Source organism: Thalassospira marina, assembly GCF_002844375.1.
GTDB classification, from domain to species: domain Bacteria; phylum Pseudomonadota; class Alphaproteobacteria; order Rhodospirillales; family Thalassospiraceae; genus Thalassospira; species Thalassospira marina.
In genome coordinates this window covers 3,936,899-3,955,739 of sequence record NZ_CP024199.1, presented here as the reverse complement: position 1 = coordinate 3,955,739, position 18,841 = coordinate 3,936,899, and the positions used below count along the sequence as shown (strand labels likewise).

Annotated in this window: 17 protein-coding genes; 12 read left to right on the top strand and 5 right to left on the bottom strand. The window is 54.5% G+C overall.

What is annotated here, in order from left to right:
* The first annotated feature begins 157 nt into the window (after nt 1–157).
* The 6 genes from CSC3H3_RS17980 to CSC3H3_RS17955 all read left to right on the top strand — a co-directional run bounded on the left by CSC3H3_RS17980 (nt 158) and on the right by CSC3H3_RS17955 (nt 7,464).
* A complete protein-coding gene (locus tag CSC3H3_RS17980; RefSeq protein ID WP_245881175.1) occupies nt 158–2,086 on the top strand; it encodes an extracellular solute-binding protein in 1,929 nt (642 codons plus the stop codon).
* A 3-nt stretch (nt 2,087–2,089) separates the two neighbouring features.
* A complete protein-coding gene (locus CSC3H3_RS17975) occupies nt 2,090–3,202 on the top strand; it encodes a microcin C ABC transporter permease YejB (protein ID WP_101285718.1) in 1,113 nt (370 codons plus the stop codon).
* Between the two features lie 3 nt (nt 3,203–3,205).
* Entirely contained in the window at nt 3,206–4,240 is a 1,035-nt protein-coding gene (locus tag CSC3H3_RS17970; RefSeq protein WP_101269086.1) for an ABC transporter permease, read from the top strand.
* A gap of 10 nt (nt 4,241–4,250) precedes the next feature.
* On the top strand, nt 4,251–5,885 hold the full coding sequence (locus CSC3H3_RS17965) for an ABC transporter ATP-binding protein (RefSeq protein WP_101285717.1): 1,635 nt from the start codon (nt 4,251–4,253) through the stop codon (nt 5,883–5,885).
* Nucleotides 5,886–5,965: 80 nt separating this feature from the next.
* A complete protein-coding gene (locus CSC3H3_RS17960) occupies nt 5,966–6,589 on the top strand; it encodes a hypothetical protein (protein ID WP_157831949.1) in 624 nt (207 codons plus the stop codon).
* Between the two features lie 206 nt (nt 6,590–6,795).
* Nucleotides 6,796–7,464: a LysE family translocator gene (locus CSC3H3_RS17955; protein ID WP_101285715.1), complete on the top strand. Its 669-nt coding sequence runs from the start codon at nt 6,796–6,798 to the stop codon at nt 7,462–7,464.
* A gap of 960 nt (nt 7,465–8,424) precedes the next feature.
* On the opposite strand, the gene CSC3H3_RS17950 is transcribed toward CSC3H3_RS17955, so the two are convergent.
* Together CSC3H3_RS17950 and CSC3H3_RS17945 are read right to left on the bottom strand one after the other, a co-directional pair.
* Nucleotides 8,425–8,772 (bottom strand): MarR family transcriptional regulator, encoded by a 348-nt coding sequence (locus CSC3H3_RS17950; protein ID WP_101269093.1) that lies wholly within the window; start codon nt 8,770–8,772, stop codon nt 8,425–8,427.
* Nucleotides 8,773–8,858: 86 nt separating this feature from the next.
* Nucleotides 8,859–10,250 carry a leucyl aminopeptidase family protein gene (locus CSC3H3_RS17945; RefSeq protein ID WP_101285714.1) on the bottom strand — a complete coding sequence of 464 codons (1,392 nt, stop codon included), beginning with the start codon at nt 10,248–10,250 and terminating at the stop codon, nt 8,859–8,861.
* Between the two features lie 11 nt (nt 10,251–10,261).
* Between CSC3H3_RS17945 and CSC3H3_RS24795 the strand changes: the two genes are divergently transcribed.
* The 4 genes from CSC3H3_RS24795 (at nt 10,262) to CSC3H3_RS17930 (ending at nt 12,432) form a co-directional block, all read left to right on the top strand.
* Nucleotides 10,262–10,687: a hypothetical protein gene (locus CSC3H3_RS24795; protein WP_172963446.1), complete on the top strand. Its 426-nt coding sequence runs from the start codon at nt 10,262–10,264 to the stop codon at nt 10,685–10,687.
* Nucleotides 10,653–11,321 carry a glutathione S-transferase family protein gene (locus tag CSC3H3_RS17940; protein ID WP_101286311.1) on the top strand — a complete coding sequence of 223 codons (669 nt, stop codon included), beginning with the start codon at nt 10,653–10,655 and terminating at the stop codon, nt 11,319–11,321. The genes CSC3H3_RS24795 and CSC3H3_RS17940 overlap by 35 nt, the downstream gene beginning before the upstream one ends.
* Nucleotides 11,322–11,396: 75 nt before the next feature.
* On the top strand, nt 11,397–12,038 hold the full coding sequence (locus tag CSC3H3_RS17935) for a uracil-DNA glycosylase family protein (RefSeq protein WP_101285713.1): 642 nt from the start codon (nt 11,397–11,399) through the stop codon (nt 12,036–12,038).
* A 109-nt stretch (nt 12,039–12,147) separates the two neighbouring features.
* A complete protein-coding gene (locus CSC3H3_RS17930; RefSeq protein ID WP_245881174.1) occupies nt 12,148–12,432 on the top strand; it encodes a 4a-hydroxytetrahydrobiopterin dehydratase in 285 nt (94 codons plus the stop codon).
* Between the two features lie 109 nt (nt 12,433–12,541).
* Here the strand turns inward: CSC3H3_RS17930 and CSC3H3_RS17925 are convergent, their stop codons facing one another.
* The 3 genes from CSC3H3_RS17925 to CSC3H3_RS17915 form a co-directional block, all read right to left on the bottom strand.
* Nucleotides 12,542–13,303, bottom strand: a complete 762-nt coding sequence (locus tag CSC3H3_RS17925) for an SDR family NAD(P)-dependent oxidoreductase (protein ID WP_101285712.1) — start codon at nt 13,301–13,303, stop codon at nt 12,542–12,544.
* A gap of 139 nt (nt 13,304–13,442) precedes the next feature.
* On the bottom strand, nt 13,443–14,345 hold the full coding sequence (locus CSC3H3_RS17920; protein WP_101285711.1) for a DMT family transporter: 903 nt from the start codon (nt 14,343–14,345) through the stop codon (nt 13,443–13,445).
* A gap of 113 nt (nt 14,346–14,458) precedes the next feature.
* Complete coding sequence (locus CSC3H3_RS17915) at nt 14,459–15,457, bottom strand: DMT family transporter (RefSeq protein ID WP_101285710.1); 999 nt, start codon at nt 15,455–15,457, stop codon at nt 14,459–14,461.
* Between the two features lie 413 nt (nt 15,458–15,870).
* On the opposite strand from CSC3H3_RS17915, the gene CSC3H3_RS17910 reads away from it, so the two are divergent.
* Entirely contained in the window at nt 15,871–16,335 is a 465-nt protein-coding gene (locus CSC3H3_RS17910; RefSeq protein ID WP_101270550.1) for an Lrp/AsnC family transcriptional regulator, read from the top strand.
* Nucleotides 16,336–16,548: 213 nt separating this feature from the next.
* Complete coding sequence (locus CSC3H3_RS17905; protein WP_245881173.1) at nt 16,549–18,792, top strand: potassium/proton antiporter; 2,244 nt, start codon at nt 16,549–16,551, stop codon at nt 18,790–18,792.
* Nucleotides 18,793–18,841: the final 49 nt, after the last annotated feature.

Here is an 18,841-nt window from a genome sequence, read left to right as displayed (position 1 = left end):
TTTTGTTCCCCATTATGCCAAGGTAGGCAGCAGGATATGCTTGGCAGGCATCTTAAACCGCGATCATTGGAAAAAGACGGTCATTTTGATGGATAAAACGACAGATGGGATGGTCCGGGGTAAGGGTTTGTCGCGCATAGCGCATCAGGAACACGGGGTGCAAAAAGGGTCAATCGGCCAGAAGGCGCGTTTCGGAACGGCCAGCGCCATTTTGGCGGCCTTGCTGGCATTTGGCTGCGCAAGCGTTGCCCATGTGGCCTATGCCGAGGAAGCCAAACCAAATATCACGCCTGCGCCAACCATTTCGGTCAGCGAGGAACCGCTCGCGACACTGGCGCGGCCGGAATATGCGATTTCGCTTTATGGTGATTTGAAATACGGTCCCGGCTTTACCCATTTTGATTATGTCAATCCCGATGCGCCCAAGGGCGGTACCCTGCTTGATAGTTCGACCGGGTCGTTTGATACGCTTAATCCCTTTATTTTAAAGGGTGATCCGGCGGCGGGTCTGGGGCTGATGTATGATACCCTGCTGGTACAAAGCCTGGATGAACCCTTTTCCGAATACGGGTTGGTGGCGCAAAAGGTTGAAGTCCCCGAAGACCGGTCCTATGCGACGTTTTTCATTAATCCCAAAGCCCGGTTTCAGGATGACACGCCAATAACTGCCGATGATGTGATTTTTTCTTTTAACACGCTGGTTGAAAAGGGAAATCCAACCTATCGGCAATATTATGCGTCGGTGGACCATCTTGAGAAACTCGATGATCTGACCGTCAAATTTGTGTTTAAACCGGGTGATAACCTGGAACTGCCGCTTATTTTGGGCGATATCCCGATCCTGCCGGAACATTACTGGAAAGATCGTGATTTTACCAAAACCACCTTTGATATTCCGGTGGGAAGTGGACCCTATAAAATCAAAAATTTTGAGCCTGGCCGCCATATTACCTATGAACGGGTGAAAAATTACTGGGCCAAAGACGTGCCGTCGGCCAAGGGCATGTATAATTTTGATACCATTCGTTATGACTATTACCGGGACCTGGATGTTGAACGGCAGGCCTTTTTTGCTGGCGAATATTATTACCGCAGCGAACATTCGTCGCGCGAATGGGCAACGGGGTATGACAAACCCGCTGTGCGCAACGGCAATATCAAAAAGGAACTGATCCCCAACCACCAACCCCGTGGTATGCAGGGATTTGTATTAAATGCCCGTCGCCCGTTATTTGCGGACCATCGTGTGCGCCGTGCCCTGCAATATGCCATGGATTTTCAATGGCTGAACCGGGCTATGTTTTATGGGGCGTATCAGCGTACTGATAGCTATTTCGTCAATTCGGAACTGGCCTCGTCGGGTTTGCCGCAGGGTGAAGAGCTGGAAGTCCTCAATAAATTCCGCGATCAATTACCAGCCGATCTGTTTACCAAACCCTATAGCCTGCCCAACTATGACGCGGAAAATGGCCGCCGCATGGCCCTGCGTGAATCCATGACGCTGTTGAATGAAGCCGGTTGGGAATTGCGTGATCAGAAGCTGGTAAATAAAAAAACCGGTGAACCCTTCCGCTTCAGCCTGATGTTGCGCCAGCCGGGATTTGATAAAATCGCCCTGATGATGCAGGCGCGTCTGCGCCAGTTGGGCATTGAAATGGATTTCCGGCTGATCGATACCGGCCAGTGGATTAACCGTTTGCAATCCTATGACTTTGACATGACCAGTTTCTGGTGGCAGCAAAGCCTTTCGCCGGGCAATGAGCAGCGCTTTTACTGGTCCTCTGCCGCGGCAGACCAGCCGGGAAACCGCAATTTTGCCGGTATCAAGGACCCGGTGGTTGATCAGATCATTGATCTGGTGATTTCTGCCGAAAGCCGCGAAAGCCTAGTGCAGCGGACCCGCGCGCTCGACCGAGTGCTGTTATGGGGGGATTACACCATTCCCCAATGGTATCAGGCGTCTGACAGAATGGCGTATTGGGATATTTTCGGCCGGCCATCGGTTGTGCCGACCAAGGGTAATTCGATCATGACCTGGTGGATTGACCCGGAAAAATCCAAAAATCTGGGCAAGGGGGGATATTAAGCCATGCTGAATTACATTCTGCGGCGCATCCTGCTGATCCCCGTTACCCTGTTTGGCATCATGGTGCTGAATTTTGCCATTGTGCAGTTTGCCCCTGGTGGCCCGGTTGAACAAATGATCGCCCAGATACAGGGGGCGGACGTTTCAACCACGGCCCGTATTTCCAACAATGGGGCGGATACGGGCGGCGGTGGTGGCTCGGGCCGGGCTGGTAGCGGTTTTTCCACCGATTCAAACTATCGTGGTGCGCAGGGCCTTGATCCCGAGGTGATCGTCCAGCTTGAAAAGCAGTTCGGCTTTGATAAACCGGCCTATGAACGTTTCTGGCTGATGATGAAAAACTACCTGACCTTCGATTTTGGCCAGAGCTATTTTCAGGATCGCGATGTCGTTGATATCGTGATGGATAAATTGCCGGTTTCGATTTCGCTTGGTCTTTGGTCAACGCTGATCATTTATCTGATCTCGGTGCCGCTTGGCGTGGCCAAGGCGGTGCGTGATGGCAGCAATTTTGATGTCTGGACATCGGTTGCCATTATTATCGGCTATGCCATCCCCGGCTTTTTGTTTGCTGTGTTGCTGATCGTGCTTTTTGCCGGGGGGACCTATCTGGATATTTTCCCGTTGCGGGGATTAACCTCCGCCGGGTGGGACGATATGTCGCTTCTGGGTAAAATCGGCGATTATTTCTGGCATCTGACCCTGCCGATCATTGCGTTGACCATCGGGGGCTTTACCACCCTGACGATGCTGACGAAAAACTCGTTCCTTGATGAAATCAACAAACAATATGTGGTGACGGCGAAGGCCAAGGGCCTAAGCCAGAAACGTGTGCTTTACGGGCATGTCTTTCGCAATGCGATGTTGCTGGTGATTGCGGGTTTTCCCAGTGCGCTGATTGGTTTGCTTTTTACCGGATCGGTTCTGATCGAGGTGATCTTCTCTCTCGACGGGATCGGGCTTCTGGGGTTTGAATCTGTCATGAAGCGTGATTACCCGGTGATGTTTGCCACCCTTTATATGTTTACGCTGGCCGGGCTGATTTTGAACCTTGTCAGCGATCTGACCTATCACTTCGTCGATCCGCGCATCGACTTTGACGCGCGGAAGGATTGAGACATGGCCAAAGCATTGCAGCTTTCACCGTTAAATCAGCGCCGCGTGGAAAATTTCCGTGCCAACCGGCGTGGGTACTGGTCCCTGGTCATCTTCGCCATTCTGTTTGTTATTTGCCTGGTGGCCGAGGGCATCGCCAATGATCGGCCGCTGGTGGTTAAATATGACGGAAGCTGGTATTTCCCGATCGTTCGGGATTATCCGGAAACCACCTTTGGTGGGGATTTTGATGTCGAAACCGATTTTTACGATCCTTACCTTTTGGGCAAAATCCAGAATAACGGTTTTGCGGTCTGGCCGCTGATCCCATTTTCCTATGACACCATCGATTTCAATATGCGCGAACCATTGCCCGCGCCGCCCTCCACCCGCCACTGGCTGGGGACGGATGATCTGGGGCGCGATGTGTTGGCGCGCCTGATTTATGGTTTTCGCATATCCGTTCTGTTTGGCATCGCGCTTACGCTGATCAGCTCGGTTATCGGCATTGCCGCAGGGGCGGTGCAGGGCTATTTCGGGGGCTGGGTTGATCTGTCATTTCAGCGTGTGATCGAAATATGGGGTGGGTTGCCCCAGCTTTTTATTCTGATCATCCTCGCCAGCCTGTTTGCACCAGGTTTCTGGACGTTATTGTTCATCATGGTACTGTTTAGCTGGATGAGTTTGACCGGGCTTGTCCGTGCGGAATTCCTGCGCGCACGTAATTTTGAATATGTCCGGGCAGCAAAGGCGCTGGGTGTTGGTGATTTTCGCATCATGGCGCGCCATGTTCTGCCCAATGCGATGGTGGCAACCATTACCTTTCTGCCCTTCATTCTGAACGGGTCGATTGTTGCGCTGACCTCGCTTGATTTTCTTGGGCTGGGTATGCCGCCGGGGTCGCCTTCGCTGGGTGAATTGCTTTCGCAGGGGAAAAATAACCTGCAAGCGCCGTGGCTGGGTATTACCGCCTTTTTTGCCATCGCCATCATGCTGAGCTTGCTGATTTTTATCGGCGAAGCCGTGCGCGATGCCTTTGATCCGCGCAAGACATTTTAAGAGGAAACGGATGTCACAACAGGGCAAAACCGAATATCTACTTGATGTCAGCAACCTTGCCGTTCGCTTTGGCCGGGCGGATGCGGTGCGCGGTGTTTCCTTTCGGATGCAGCGGGGCGAAACGCTGGCACTGGTGGGGGAAAGCGGATCGGGAAAATCGGTTACGGCGATGTCGATCCTGCAATTGCTGCCTTATCCGCGGGCATTGCATCCGGCAGGGTCTATCCTGTTTGACGGGCAGGAAATGGTCGGGGCCGAGGAACGCACCCTGCGCCAGATTCGTGGTAATCGCATTTCCATGATTTTTCAGGAACCGATGACCTCACTTAACCCGCTGCATAATGTTGAAAAGCAGATCGGCGAGGTTCTGTTGCTTCACAAGGGCTTGCGCGGTGCCAAGGCACGCGAGCGGATTATCGAGCTTTTGGATTTAGTGGGTATTCCGGACCCGAAAACACGTCTGCGGTCACTGCCGCACGAGCTTTCGGGCGGGCAGCGCCAGCGTGTCATGATTGCAATGGCGTTGGCGAATGATCCGGAATTGCTGATTGCTGATGAACCGACAACGGCCCTTGATGTGACGATCCAGGCGCAAATCCTGCAATTATTGCGTGATTTGCAGCAACGGCTGGGTATGGCATTGCTGCTGATTACCCATGATCTGCAGATCGTCAAAAAAATGGCCGATCAGGTTTGTGTTATGAAAGATGGCGAAATCGTTGAATTTGGCGACAATGCCCGCCTGTTTGAACAGCCGCGCCACCCCTATACCCGCCGTTTGCTGGATGCCGTTCCATCGGGCCGGGCGCGTCCCTTGCCGGAAACCGCTGCGCAAATTTTGCAAACCGGCGATATCCGTGTGCGTTTTCCCATTGGCAAAAAGGGCATTTTGGGCCGGCCGGAATATTACCTTGATGCGGTGGACGGTGTTTCTGTTTCCGTCCGGCAGGGCGAAACCCTTGGCATTGTGGGTGAAAGCGGATCGGGTAAGACAACACTGGCTTTGGCGATTTTGCGTCTTTTAAGTTCGCAGGGGGATATCACCTTTGACGGGCAGGATGTTCGTGCCCGTGATGGCGCGCAATTGCGCGCCCTGCGCCGCGATATGCAGGTGGTGTTCCAGGACCCGTTCGGGTCGCTAAGCCCGCGTATGTCCATTGCCCAGATCGTGGGCGAAGGCCTTGAAATTCACCAGCCGGAACTTGGCCGCGCCCAGCGCGAAGAACGCATTGCCCAGGCCCTGCGCGATGTGGATTTGCCCGAAAGTGCGATGCACCGTTACCCGCATGAATTTTCAGGCGGGCAGCGGCAACGCATTTCAATTGCACGTGCTTTGGTCTTAAAACCGCGTTTCATGGTCCTTGACGAACCGACCTCGGCACTCGATATGTCGGTACAGGCACAAATTGTAGAACTGCTGCGTGATCTGCAGGAACGGTACAACATGGCGTATCTGTTCATCAGTCACGATCTCAAGGTGGTTCGTGCCCTGTCACACCGGGTTATGGTGATGAAGGGGGGCCAGTTGGTTGAAAGCGGCACGGCGGATGACATTTTTGAACATCCCCAACATGCCTATACAAAACAGCTTCTTGCTGCGGCCCTTGATATGGATGCGACCACGGCACGGAATGGTGCCCTATAGCAGACCAGGAAGTGCATAAAAGGATAATAGAGTTGGGAAAAATGGGTAAAATCCCGAAGACCCCGCAGGGATCGCCTGCGGTGCGAGCGACACGTTTTTTTGTTTTTGGCTTGTTACTGGTTGCAACATTTTTGATGGTTCAGGCGCCGCTTGCCCATGCGTCATCGGGCGAGGGCAAGGCGGCAGAAGGCGGTGAATCCGCCGGTGTTGCCCTGCCTGCCCATGTATTTGAACTTGAAAAGGTTGTGACCTCGATTGTGCTGCCGCAGGATCGCATGATCCGGCAGATCGCCGCTGATGTCTGGCTGGAATTGACCGCTGTTGAGCATCGCGCCCTGGTGTCCCGCATTCAGCCCAAATTGCTGAATGCGTTTTTGCGCGATTTTCAGCGTTACTTTTACCGTGATACCAAATATCGCGCCGAGAAGGTCGAAAAGGGTAAACGCGGCTATCATTACGAAGCCCCCAGCCTTTTGACCCCGCCCAAACCCAAGCTGGATGAAGACGGCAAGGAAATTAAGGAAGAACCGGCCGAGGGTGACGAAGCCAAGTCGCTGTTTTCGCCTTTCAAACCCACAACGGATCGTATCATTATTGGTTTGCAGAACCGCCTGAAGGCCACCTGCGACAAGATTTTGGGACCGGGAATTGTGAAATCGGTGCAGATCCGTGGCCTGTTTGACCAGTGGCCGAACGAACGTTAAATAATCGAAGCTAGGCGAGCCGGTTTTGCCCATCGGGCGCGCCGGGTCGTTCCTGCCAGATAGATCAGGTGATGCATAAAGCAGCCTTGCACGGGCTGCTTTTTTGTTGGCAGGGGCTGGCATGGTTGCCTTGCCAAATTGGTGCTTGTGACAGCCCCTGTCTGTGATAGACCGCGTGGGTCATTTCACCGGCTTTGGGGCGTTTTATGTCGTTACATGTGTGGATCAGTTTTTGTGCGCTGGTGCTGTTGATGGTTTCAACACCCGGTCCAAGTGTCCTGATCGGCATGTCCCATTCCATGCGGTATGGGCCGGTTCCCACCCTGATGACGGCCCTTGGCGATGTAACGGCCAACATGATTCAGATGGTGATCGCGGCTCTGGGTCTTGGTGCCATTCTGGCAACCTCCGCAACGGCATTTCAGGCGGTCAAATGGGGTGGTGTGGCCTTTCTGCTGGTAATGGGGCTGGTGGCCTTCTTTCGTAAACCCGCGAAAACCGGCGCTAAAAACGATATCGAAACAAATTCTGCATCGGTCTACGAACCGGCAAAGCCTTTGCGCATGTTCAGTCAGGGCTTTCTGGTTGCGGCAGGTAACCCCAAGGCAATTGCCTTTTTCGGCGCGCTGTTTCCCCAGTTTATCGATGTTTCCCAGCCACTATTGCCGCAGCTTCTGATCCTTGGTGTTACTTTCGTCATTTTTGATTACACAGCCGTAATGGTTTATGCCTCTGCTGCTTCCCGCCTGACGCCGTGGGTTACGCGCAAAGGCGGCAGCCGCGCCATCGGCCGGTTCAGTGGCAGCGTTCTGGTGGTCGCGGCCCTTCTGCTCTCGCTCATCGATGCACCGGGCAGTTTCTCTGCCGGAAAATAACGCCGTAAATGCATGGCTTTTTTCTGCATCTGGCATCTGTGCGGGCAAGCGCATTTGGCTCCGCCAGTCGGCGCTTCATTACCCCGGAGCAATGTGCTTCATTTGCCTCATTTATGGTCGCCTTCTTCACCGTTTGTTGGTGACGTGCCCCGTTTGATCCTTCCGGGAATTTGGTGCGGCCAAAATGACAGTTGCATTTCCCAGGCAGACAGATCGTAAATCCATCACCTGATTGCACAGTTTCCGGCTTTGGCGATTAAGGATGGCGGGGAAACTCTATGGGGTGAAGCCGCTGCTTAAAGGGCGGTATTTTGCTGTTGGAGAGCTGTTGGTGTTTCCTGCCTCTACTTGGAAGAAAATCCACAGACGTTCCTGCCCCCCGAATGAAGGCCAATGAGGGACAGCTTGGGCGGTGTCTGGGGAGTTTGTTGCGACCGTAAAGTGCCAAAGCGTCTTAAAGCGGTTTCGCCATTGAGGTGCGATTGCAGCGCCTACGCTGTACTTCCGTGCTTTAGTTGGATGTAGCTTCGCTGTGGTACGATCCTGCCCGTCACGCTTCCAGAGTACTGTCGCGTGAAAGATCGCTGTTTTGCTTGTGTCCGGGAGGGCATGCCAATGGGTTTTGCTGATGCTGGGCGCTATACGCCTGAATGCCTGACCAATCACCTGCTGCCCACAGATAGATACGTTTTGGTATGCAAAACATACCGAACGGTCGGTATTTGATGCGGGTCGGTATGCTGTTTCATACCGGCTGGTCGGTAATTTATCTGTGGAAGGGGCCGTTCCGGAATTTCGCCGATTGGATTGCGAATGGAAGGCAAATGATCGTCTTTTTGTCAGCCTGAACCGGATGGTTTTATCATGCCGGTATTTAGTGGTGGCTGCGCTCCAGTGTTCGGGGCAAAGCCAAAGGCTGATGTCGTATCGCAGGGTGGGATCGTTATCGTTGCTTGGTGCTTACTGGGTTTTTTTGCCGGCGCTACCAACAATGTCGCCAAATTCCCGCAAAAAGACCGATCCTTTAACCGTACGCTGGATCAGTACAGAACGGCGGTCATCTTCATCGACTTTACGTTTGACCATGCCCAGCGAACTAAGCCGGTCAAGGGCGCGGGTAATTGCAGGTTTGGAGATATTGAGTGCTTCGGCAAGGCCACGAACGGTATGGGGTGCCGGGGTCAGATAAACGGTAAGGACAAGGGCCATCTGCCGGGCAGAGAGATCGGGGGAATCCCGACGCACACTTTCGACAGTCGCGATACGCCAAAGGTCAAGCGCTTGTGACGGTTTGATCTCGATGGGCATATCTATGTCCAACAGCCTGTTTGTTACGAATACGTAATCTGTTTACCTGACCCCGAACTGTAAGTCAAAGGTTGATTTTAATTAATTTACTTACCGTAACGATCGCTGATCACCTTGAAGGCAGCGCGGATTCCCTGGGCTTCGCCGCCCTCGGGTTTGCCCGGCGTACCAGACGGGTTCCACGCCATCAGGTCGATATGGGCCCATGCCTTTGCGCCTTTGGCAAAGCGGTCAAGGAACAGGGCGGCAATGATGGCACCGCCAAACGCACCTGATGATATGTTGTTGGTATCGGCAATCCTGCTGTCAAGAAGGGGGCGGTAATCTTCCCAGATCGGCAGGCGCCAAAGCGGGTCACCCATTTCGATGCCGGTATTTTGCAGGGCACTTGCCAGATCGTCATTATTGGAAAACAGCGCCGGCAGTCCCAGGCCAAGGGCAACACGGGCCGCCCCGGTCAGAGTGGCAAAATCCAGCAGGATTTCCGGGTCTTCGCTGGCGGCTTCTGTTAGCGCATCGGAAAGGACAAGACGGCCTTCGGCATCGGTATTGCCGACTTCAACCGTAATGCCCTTGCGGGTATTGATAATGTCGCTGGGGCGAAATGCATTGCCCGATACCATGTTTTCCACAGCCGGGATCAGCACACGCAACCGAACCGGCAATTTCGCTGCCATGATCATACGGGCCAGACCCAGTACCTGTGCGGCACCACCCATATCCTTTTTCATCAGCAGCATGTTGCTGGCCGGTTTCAAATCATAGCCGCCGGTATCAAAACACACGCCCTTGCCAACCAGGGTAACGCGCGGTGCATTTTCATCACCCCAGCGCAGGTCGATTAGGCGGGGTGCCCGGTCGCTGCCTTTGCCAACCGCGTAAATGGACGGGTAATTCTGGCTTTCCAGGTCTTCACCGATGATGGTGCTGATGCTGGCATCAAATTCACCCGCCAGTTTGGAGGCCGCATCGGCAAGCTCGGCCGGGCCCATGTCATTGGCGGGAACGTTGATCAGGTCACGCGCCAGCGCAATGCCGCGGGCGCTGTTTTCGGCACGGTCTGCTGCGGCATTATCGGGGCGGATAAAGCGTGCCAGCGGCGCATCAATCTTGCGATAGCGATCAAAGCGGTAGCCGCCAAGATACAGGCCAAGAACGGCGCGTTCACACAGGGTATCATCGCCAAGCACGCTGTCATCAAGCTGATAGGTGCCTTTGGGAAGGGTTGCGACAAGGCTGGCAAAATCCCAGACCGATTTGGCATCATTTTCAAAGCCAAGCACAACTGACGCGGCAGAGCCATCTGCCGAAGGCAGTAACAGGCTGGTGCCGCGTTTGCCTTCAAAACGGTTGGCGCTGATCCATGATTTATGCAGATCAGAAAGGCCTTCTACCCATTTTTCAAATCTGGCGGCGGTAACCGTCTGGATGGTAAGGGGGCTATCTGCTGAACTGGCGGGGATAAGATGGTCGAACAATTGATCCGTCCTTGTTTGTTTTGGGTGGCGCAGCCTGTTTGCTGCCGGGGCTTGGCCCGGGCAGGCGGCAGGCTGTGATGCGGGCGCAAGTGGGGCAAAGCCCGGCTTTTACGTTCCACATGCTTGTGGTCATTATGCGGCGATCACAGCAAAAACAACAAGGGGGATTGGCCAAACAATCCGCCCTTCGATTGGTAAATTCCGGTTTGGAAATATTGCATGTGGTGGAAATGCATCGATGCGGGCTGGTCTGGCCGTGCAAATCAGGGCACATTGGCAAGCACGGATATCAGGTGCGACCTGGCTGCATGTTTTATGTGCAGTTATGTTGCCCTGATAAAGCCGGTAAATTGCGGTACGTTGCCTTTTCTTTTTCCTCCCCAGCAGGCGGACTTGTATCAAATGGAAAATCTTCCGGTTCTTTATATTGGCAATAAAAACTATTCATCCTGGTCGCTGCGTGCCTGGCTGGGCCTGCGGGCAACCGGTGTCGCGTTCGAGGAAAAGCTGGTTTCGCTTTACACCGATGAATGGTTTGCCAAGGCCCCGGTAATTTCCCCATCAGGTAAGGTTCCGGCCTATTTTGACGGCAGTAAAACCATTTGGGAGGCCCTGGCCATTCTGGAATATGTGGCCGATACCCGGCCCGATACCCTGTTATGGCCGCTTGATATGGAAATTCGCGCCATTGCGCGTTCGGTATCGCTTGAAATGCATGGGGGGTTTGCCGCCCTTCGGTCCAATATGCCGATGAATTTGCGCAAGGATTTAACCGGCCGGGGCCGTGGGCCGGCGGTGGACCAGGATATCCGCCGCATTGGCGATATTTTCAATCTGTGCCGCAGCCGTTACGGACAGGGTAGGGATTTTCTGTTTGGCGAATTTTCCATTGCCGATGCCATGTTTGCCCCGGTGATCACGCGTTTTAAAACCTATGGCGTCACGCTGGATGCCGTTGGCGAAGCCTATAAGGAAACCATCCTTGCCATGCCGGCAATGAAGGAATGGTATGAAGCTGCAAATGCGGAAGACTGGGTAATTGCCGGGGCCGAACTGCCAGATGCGACTTAAGCCCGTTGCCATATCCATATATGGTCATGCGCCATTCTGACGTTGTTTTGCTGGAAAATGGCACCGGAATATTTGATGGCTGATCAACCGCATACCTATATTCCCGAAATTGACCCGCCCGGTCAGGACCCGGCGCTGGACCGGTTATTGGCCGATGTGCGCGCCTGTCGCCTGTGCGAAGAACATTTGCCATTGGGGCCACGTCCCGTCGTGCGTATGGCGGTTTCGGCCCCGGTTCTGGTAATCGGGCAGGCGCCGGGGACAAAAGTGCATCAAACCGGCCTGCCCTGGAATGATGCTTCGGGCGACCGGTTGCGCGACTGGCTGCAAATGACCGATGCCGAATTTTACGATCCCGCCCGCCTGGCCATTATGCCGATGGGGTTTTGTTACCCTGGCCGTTTTGCCCGGGGTGGGGATTTGCCGCCCCGGCCGGAATGTGCGCCAACCTGGCATGACGCCCTGTTGCGCCATTTACCCCATGTCCGGCTGACTTTGCTGATCGGGCAATATGCACAGGCGCGGTATCTGGGCGCGCGGCGCTGTCGCAGCATGACAGAAACCGTTCGCCAGTTTGAAACCTTTTTGCAGGACGGTTTTTTGCCCATGCCCCATCCCAGTTGGCGCAATACGGCGTGGATCCGGAAAAATCCATGGTTTGAACGTGAATTGTTGCCGGTTTTGCGCCAGCGCGTGCGTGATGCGCTTTTGCGTTAAGGTTTGGGTTAAAAACAGGGTGCTTTCAAATTCGTGACATGTTTTCATGGCGTTATGCATATGGGCAAGGTGCCTGCAGCAACCCGTATTCCCGGCACAGGAGGCAGAATTGAGCAAACTTTCCCCCGCCGAAATCGACATCGCCTTAAAGGAAGTCAGCGGCTGGACCATGTCCGATGATGGGCTGGCTATTGAAAAAACCTTCAAATTCAAGGATTTCAACGAAGCCTTTGGTTTCATGTCGCGCGTGGCCCTGAAGGCCGAAAAGATGGATCATCATCCCGAATGGTTCAATGTCTATAACCGCGTTGAAATTACCTTAACGACCCATGATGTGGGCGGCGTATCGCAAAAGGATATCAAGCTGGCTGGCTTTGCCGACGCAGCAGCCTGAACATTGCCAGCGCGCATGTTAAATTTATGCCAGACAGACAAAACGGGCCGGAAATATCTCTGGCCCGTTTCGCATTTAAAAGTCAGCGTCAAATGACGTGAACGCTGTTTTATTTCGGCTGCAGGCGAACCGCACCGTCAAGGCGGATGGTTTCGCCATTCATCATTTCATTTTCACAGATATGCTGGGCAAGGCGGCCATATTCCTCTGGCTTGCCAAGGCGCTGCGGGAATGGGGTATTGGCGGCAAGGCTGTCCTGCACCTCGTAGGGCAGGCCCGATAACATCGGTGTGCCAAAGAGGCCCGGCGCAATCGCCATTACGCGAATGCCGTGGCGTGCCAGCTCGCGCGCGGCAGGCAAAGTCAGGGAATGCACAGCACCCTTGGACGCCGCATAGGCCGCCTGGCCGATCTGCCCCTCAAAGGCCGCGATTGAGGCAGTGTTGATAATAATGCCGCGCTCGCCACTTTCAACCGGGTCCGTTTTGCTCATGGCATCGGCCACCACGCGCATCATGTTAAAGGTGCCAATCAGGTTGACATTGATCACCTTGCTAAAGGCATCAAGGCTTGCCGGGCCTTCGCGGCCGACAATGCGTTCACCATGCACAATCCCGGCACAACTGACCAGAATGCGCGGTGCGCCCAGCTCTGCTGTGATGGTGGCAATTGTTTCCTCGACACTGGCGGCATTGGTGACATCAACGGCATAACCCTTGCCGCCCAGTTCGGCAGCAGTTTGCGCGGCCCCGTCACCATTCAGGTCAAGGGCGGCAATTTTCGCCCCGGCTGCGGCCAATACCCGCGCCGTTGCCGCCCCAAGGCCGGATGCCGCACCTGTAACAACTGCCACTTTTCCCGAAACCTGCATCCCGACCTCCTGCTGTGTGATAATTTGGTATTTCTATACCAAATTATTTGTTTTTGGGGCAAGGGAAAGCGGCAGTGTCGCAATGCCGGGCGTTAGGGCATTCAATCAGCAAGGGATATTTGCAATTGGCGGAGGCGCCTTAGTGCGCGCGTTGCGCCAGTTTGCGTTCTCGCAGGATGACATAAAGTGAGCTGCCGATAATCAGGATCGCACCGGGCAGCAACCATAAATCGGGAATTTCGCCAAACAGCAGCGCGGCAAACACGGCAATCAAGGGCAGGCGTAAATAAGAAAACCCGACAAAAAAGCTGTAATCGGCAAGCTGCAATGCGCGTACATTGCAATATTGCATGGCATTCATCATCCCAGCGGCTAATGCCATCAGGGCCAGGCTTTGCCAGCCAGGCGATTGCCAGACAAACAGGGCCGGAACCAGCGACACGGGCGTTGTGATTGCCATTAGATAAAACAGAATGGTGGTCGGCTTTTCCGTTTTGACCAGTAATTTGGTGATAAGCCCGGCACGGGCCATGCACAGGGCGGCGGCGATGGGCAGCAGGTCAGCCAGAGCGATGGTGCTGGTACTGCCATCGCCTCCATTATGGTTGGCAATGCCGGGCTGAATGATCAGCCCAACACCAACAAAGCCGCATATCACTGCCAGCCACCGATGATGACCAACCATTTCACGTAATATCAGCGCCGCCAGCAGCGTGCCGAATAGGGGAACGGTGAAATTAAGGGTCGTTGCGCGCGCCAGCGGCAGGTAGTGCACGGCAAAAAACCATAAGCACATTTCCGCTGTTGAAAGGACCCCGCGCAGGCCAAATAAATGCAGCTTTCCGGTTCTTAACCCGCCAAATCCATCGCGCAGGGCGAAGGGTGCTATCATTACCAGGCCAAAGGCAAACCGTAAAAATACGGCCTCGAAAGATGGAATATCGCGGGTGATGATACGCACAATCAGGCTGAACCCGGCTGCCAGAAGGGCGGCAATGGTGGCAAAACATGCAGCCTTTATCGGGGTGGGCAGCGGGTTCACTGGGGTCTCACAGTGTGGCTTTTAATGGTGCCGGATGCGGGGTCGTCCTATTGTGTCCTATCCGGTTTTGTCGGGTTTGATGTGTCTGTCGTTATGCCGGCTTCACGGGCAGTTCACTTGTCTTTGTTGTCAACTGCATTCACCGCAGCCGGGCGGGTATCGGGTGCTGGGCGCTGACGTGGGGGTGGGTCCATGTCGGTGGCGGGGGAGGAATGTTCGCGGTCAAACCGTTTGGCTTCGCGGGCCAAAACGGCCTCGCGCCGGGCAATGTAAATCGCCGATCCAATGATCAGCCCGGCACCGGGCAGAAGCCAGATTTCCGGGATTTCCCCAAACATGACCAGCGCGACAATAACCACAAAAGGCAGGCGCAGATAATTGAAACCAATGACAAAGCTGTAATCATACAGGCGAAAGGCGCTGGTATTGCAAAGCTGGGTGATATTGGCCATGAAGGTGCCGATCAGAAGGATCATGATCGCATTCCAGCTTGGCGTTTCCCACACAAACAGCGCCGGGATCAGGGTCATCGGGGTCATCAGCAGCATGGTATAAAGCACGACATTGGGGCTGCTGTCAGTACGGGCCAGTGATTTGATGGTCATGCCCGCACAGGCCATGCAAAGTGCCGCCACCACCGGCAGGATGCTGGCAAGCTGCATGGTGTCGCTGCCGGGCCGGATGATGATGGCAACACCGGCAAACCCGGCGATCAGGGCCAAAATCCGGTGATGGCGGATCTGTTCTTTTAAAAACAGGGCGGCAAGGACAGTGCCAAACAAGGGCACGGTGAAATTCAGCGTTGTTGCTTCGGCCAGTGGCAGATATGCAAGGGCGGAGAACCAGAAGCTCATGGCACCCATGGACAGGATCGCGCGCAGGAAAAACATGCGCCAGCGCGTGGTGTGAAGCGACGAAAACCCCGCGCGCAGCGATACCGGAACAATCAGCAAAAAGCCGAACAGGTTGCGAAAAAACACAACTTCAAGCGGTGGGAGTTCTTCGGTTGCCAGGCGCACCGTAACGGAAAACCCTGCTGCGGTAACGGCGGCGATGGTGGCAAAAATCGCTGCCTGAACGTAATTGGGGAGTTGCTGAAACCAGCGTTTCATGGTGGTGGCTGCCTGTCATTGTGGGTGCAGTTTCCCCGAAAGGACGGGCATCGGCAATCGGTCGAATGAGGGATTTGATTGTCGTTTGTTACCGGATATGGCCCGTGCCAAAATCGCCGGCGCCAGATGATGAAAACGGAAAATTCCTGTGAACCGGCCGCGCAGGGCCTATTTTCATTCCGCTGTCATTATTGGCAGGCCTGGCCTGAAGGGCTGGGGCAGATCCGGGATAACCCGGGAAAAAATGCAAGTTATCTATATGAGTATACTGTATTTTATAAAAAATCCAGTCTCGCCACTTGCGGTGGAAAGGGAATGCGCGCCTGCTTTTTAGGGATGCGCTGTTTCCTCGCAACTTGCTGATTTTTGTGTATAATTGCGTTCTGGCAGTAGATGCTAAACGGGGGAAGACCATGGACGCGATTGACGCGAAGCTTTTGGATATTTTGCAGGAGGATGCCTCTCAGTCCTATGCGGTGTTGGGGGGTAAAGTGGGGTTGTCGGTTTCGGCGGTGAATGACCGGGTGCGCAAATTGCGTGATCAGGGCATTATTCGCGCCTACCGGATTGATATTGACCCGCTGGCGGTTGGTCGTTCGCTGATGGCGATGGTGTGGTTGCGCACCGACCCGGCCAAGGGAAACCGGAAAATGGTAAAATCCCTGATCAAAGCGGACGAGGTGATGGAGTGCCATCACATGACCGGGCGGTTTGACTTTTTGTTGAAATTGCGGCTGCGCGATACCGCCCATCTTGAAAGCTTTGTTACCGATGTGATCAAGGAGCTTCCCGGTATTGTTGAGGTATTGCCGGAAATTGCCCTGTCCACAGCCAAGGAAACGGCATTTATTCCGGCGCAGACACCGGTTGCCGAATAAATGTTGCCGAATAAATAAGGTGACGCGTCATTCCATTTGGGGATGGCGCGCGGCGCAAACGGGACTATTTTTGCAGTGCGGCGTTAATTTTGCCGCAATTTTCCGTTTTGAATGCCGCTGTTACAAGACACAACTGCTGGCTGGCCGGTTGACGGACAAACCCGCAGGCAGATGTAACTGCGAAACCTGATGAATGTTTAAAGGAGGCTGCCCATGATTGAATCGATGAATCTGGTAATCCTGATTGCATCGGTTCTGGTTGTGGTGGCCGTCTTTACCAGTCTGATCAGCTTTCGTGTTGGCGCGCCCTTGCTGCTGGTGTTTCTGTTTGTCGGCCTTGCTGCCGGCGAGGATGGCATTGGCGGCATCCAGTTTGATAACGCGCCACTGGCCTATTTCATTGGCAGTATTGCCCTTGCCCTGATCCTGTTTGACAGCGGGTTTGAAACCCAGGTCAGGGCGTTGCGCATTGCCGCGGCCCCGGCATTAACCCTGGCAACGGCCGGGGTTTTGATGACAACGGCAGTGGTTGGCATGGCGACCCATATCCTGCTGGGGGTGCCGTGGCTGGTCGGGTTTCTTTTTGGGGCAATTGTCAGTTCAACGGACGCGGCGGCGGTGTTTTTCCTGCTGCGGGTGGGTGGAATCAATTTACGTGATCGAACCCGATCAACGCTGGAAGTTGAATCGGGCAGCAACGACCCGATGGCCGTGTTTCTGACCATTTCCCTGGTTGAACTGATTGTTCAGGGATCGGGCGATAGCCTGGCAATCGAACTTGCCGAACGCTTTGTTTTCCAGATTGGCCTTGGGTCGGTATTGGGGCTTTTGGGTGGTGTTCTGATTGTGCAGGGCATTAACCGCGTCAAGCTGGAACCGGGGCTTGTACCCATCATTGTGCTGGCCTGCGCGCTGACCCTGTTTGGTGCCACCAGCATTTTGGGCGGCAGTGGCTTTTTGGCGGTCTATGTAGCGGGCCTTTATGCTGGCAACAGCAGAATGCGCATGAGTGCCAGTGTCCGACGGTTTCAGCATGTCACCACCTGGCTGGCGCAAATTGCCATGTTTGTCACGCTGGGGCTGCTTGCGACCCCGTCCGAATTTGGCAGTGTGTTGATCCCCGGCTTTTTGCTGGCACTTATTCTGGTTTTTGTCGCACGGCCAATTGCCATCTGGCTGTGTTTGCTGTTTTTCAATTTTTCGCGCAACGATACCGCCTTTATTTCCTGGGTCGGTTTGCGCGGCGCTGTGTCCATTTTGCTGGCCATTGTGCCGATGGTTGAGGGCGTGGAACAGGGGCAGCTTCTGTTTAATACCGCCTTTATCGTCGTTATCACCTCGCTTCTGTTGCAGGGCTGGACGATCAAGCCAATTGCGCGCTGGCTGGGCATTATCGTGCCGCCGCGCCGTGGCCCGGTTGACAGGATCGATCTGGAACTGCCCGGCAATGCCAACCAGGAAGTGGTGGTTTACCGCATTCATCCTGACAGTTCGGTTGCCGCGGGCCACCGTATCCCGCGCTGGGCGCGTCCGTCGCTGATTTTGCGGGATGGGAAATCGCTGCGCCCGCATAATGCCGGGCGCTTGCAGGGCGAAGACCAGATTTACATTTTCACATCGCCCCAATATGTCGAACTGCTTGACCAGTTATTTGCCGGTCCGGCCGAAGGTGCTAATGACCGCGATATTTTTGGTGATTTCAGCTTCCCGCCCGATACCCTTATTCTTGATGTCGGGCGCCTGTATGGTTTTCCGGTTGCGCCGGGCGATGGTGATTTGACCCTGGCGGAATTGCTGGAGCGCGAACTTTCGGGTGATATCGAGCCGGCCGACCGTATTGTTTATGGCCCGGTGGAATTGATTGTACGCCGGATTGATGATGCCCACGGTATTCGCGAAGTGGGCATGTCGGTTGAACTGAACCCGGAAAAAAGTCGCCATTTACCGCTTTTCCATTCCCGGACAGAGCTGCTGGCCCTGTGGCGGCTCAGCCGGCGTAAACGCCTGCGTCGTAAATTGCGTGCCAGGCTGACAATCCGCCGTAAAAAAATGTCAGGCCTTGAACCCGCCGACCTGAAGGCTGCCGCACATGCCGCCGCCCAGACCGATGCCATCGAACTGGCTGATGCCGACCCGCTACCAGCCACTGAAGCAGACCTTCGCGCAAGCGCAACAATTGATGCCGAAGGGCCAGCAGATTCTGAAGTTGCAGAACAGCCTGAAAGCAGCGGTGATGATGTAACCCCGGATCAGAATGGGGTTGTTAAAAAGCAGGTTGTAGCAAAAACAGATTTGGACGCAGACGAGGAAGAAGGGGCAAAGGCTGCTGCCAAGCCTGCGGGTGTTACGAATGCAAAAGAGCAGGTTGTTTCGGAAGACACATCCGCAGATAGCGACGCGGATTCTGATCCTGATTCCGATCTTGATTCCGAAACGGATCGCAAAAAGGATTCCTGATTTCGCACGGGCATATTGAGCGGGGATAACTTCGCTGTGCCTGTTTGGT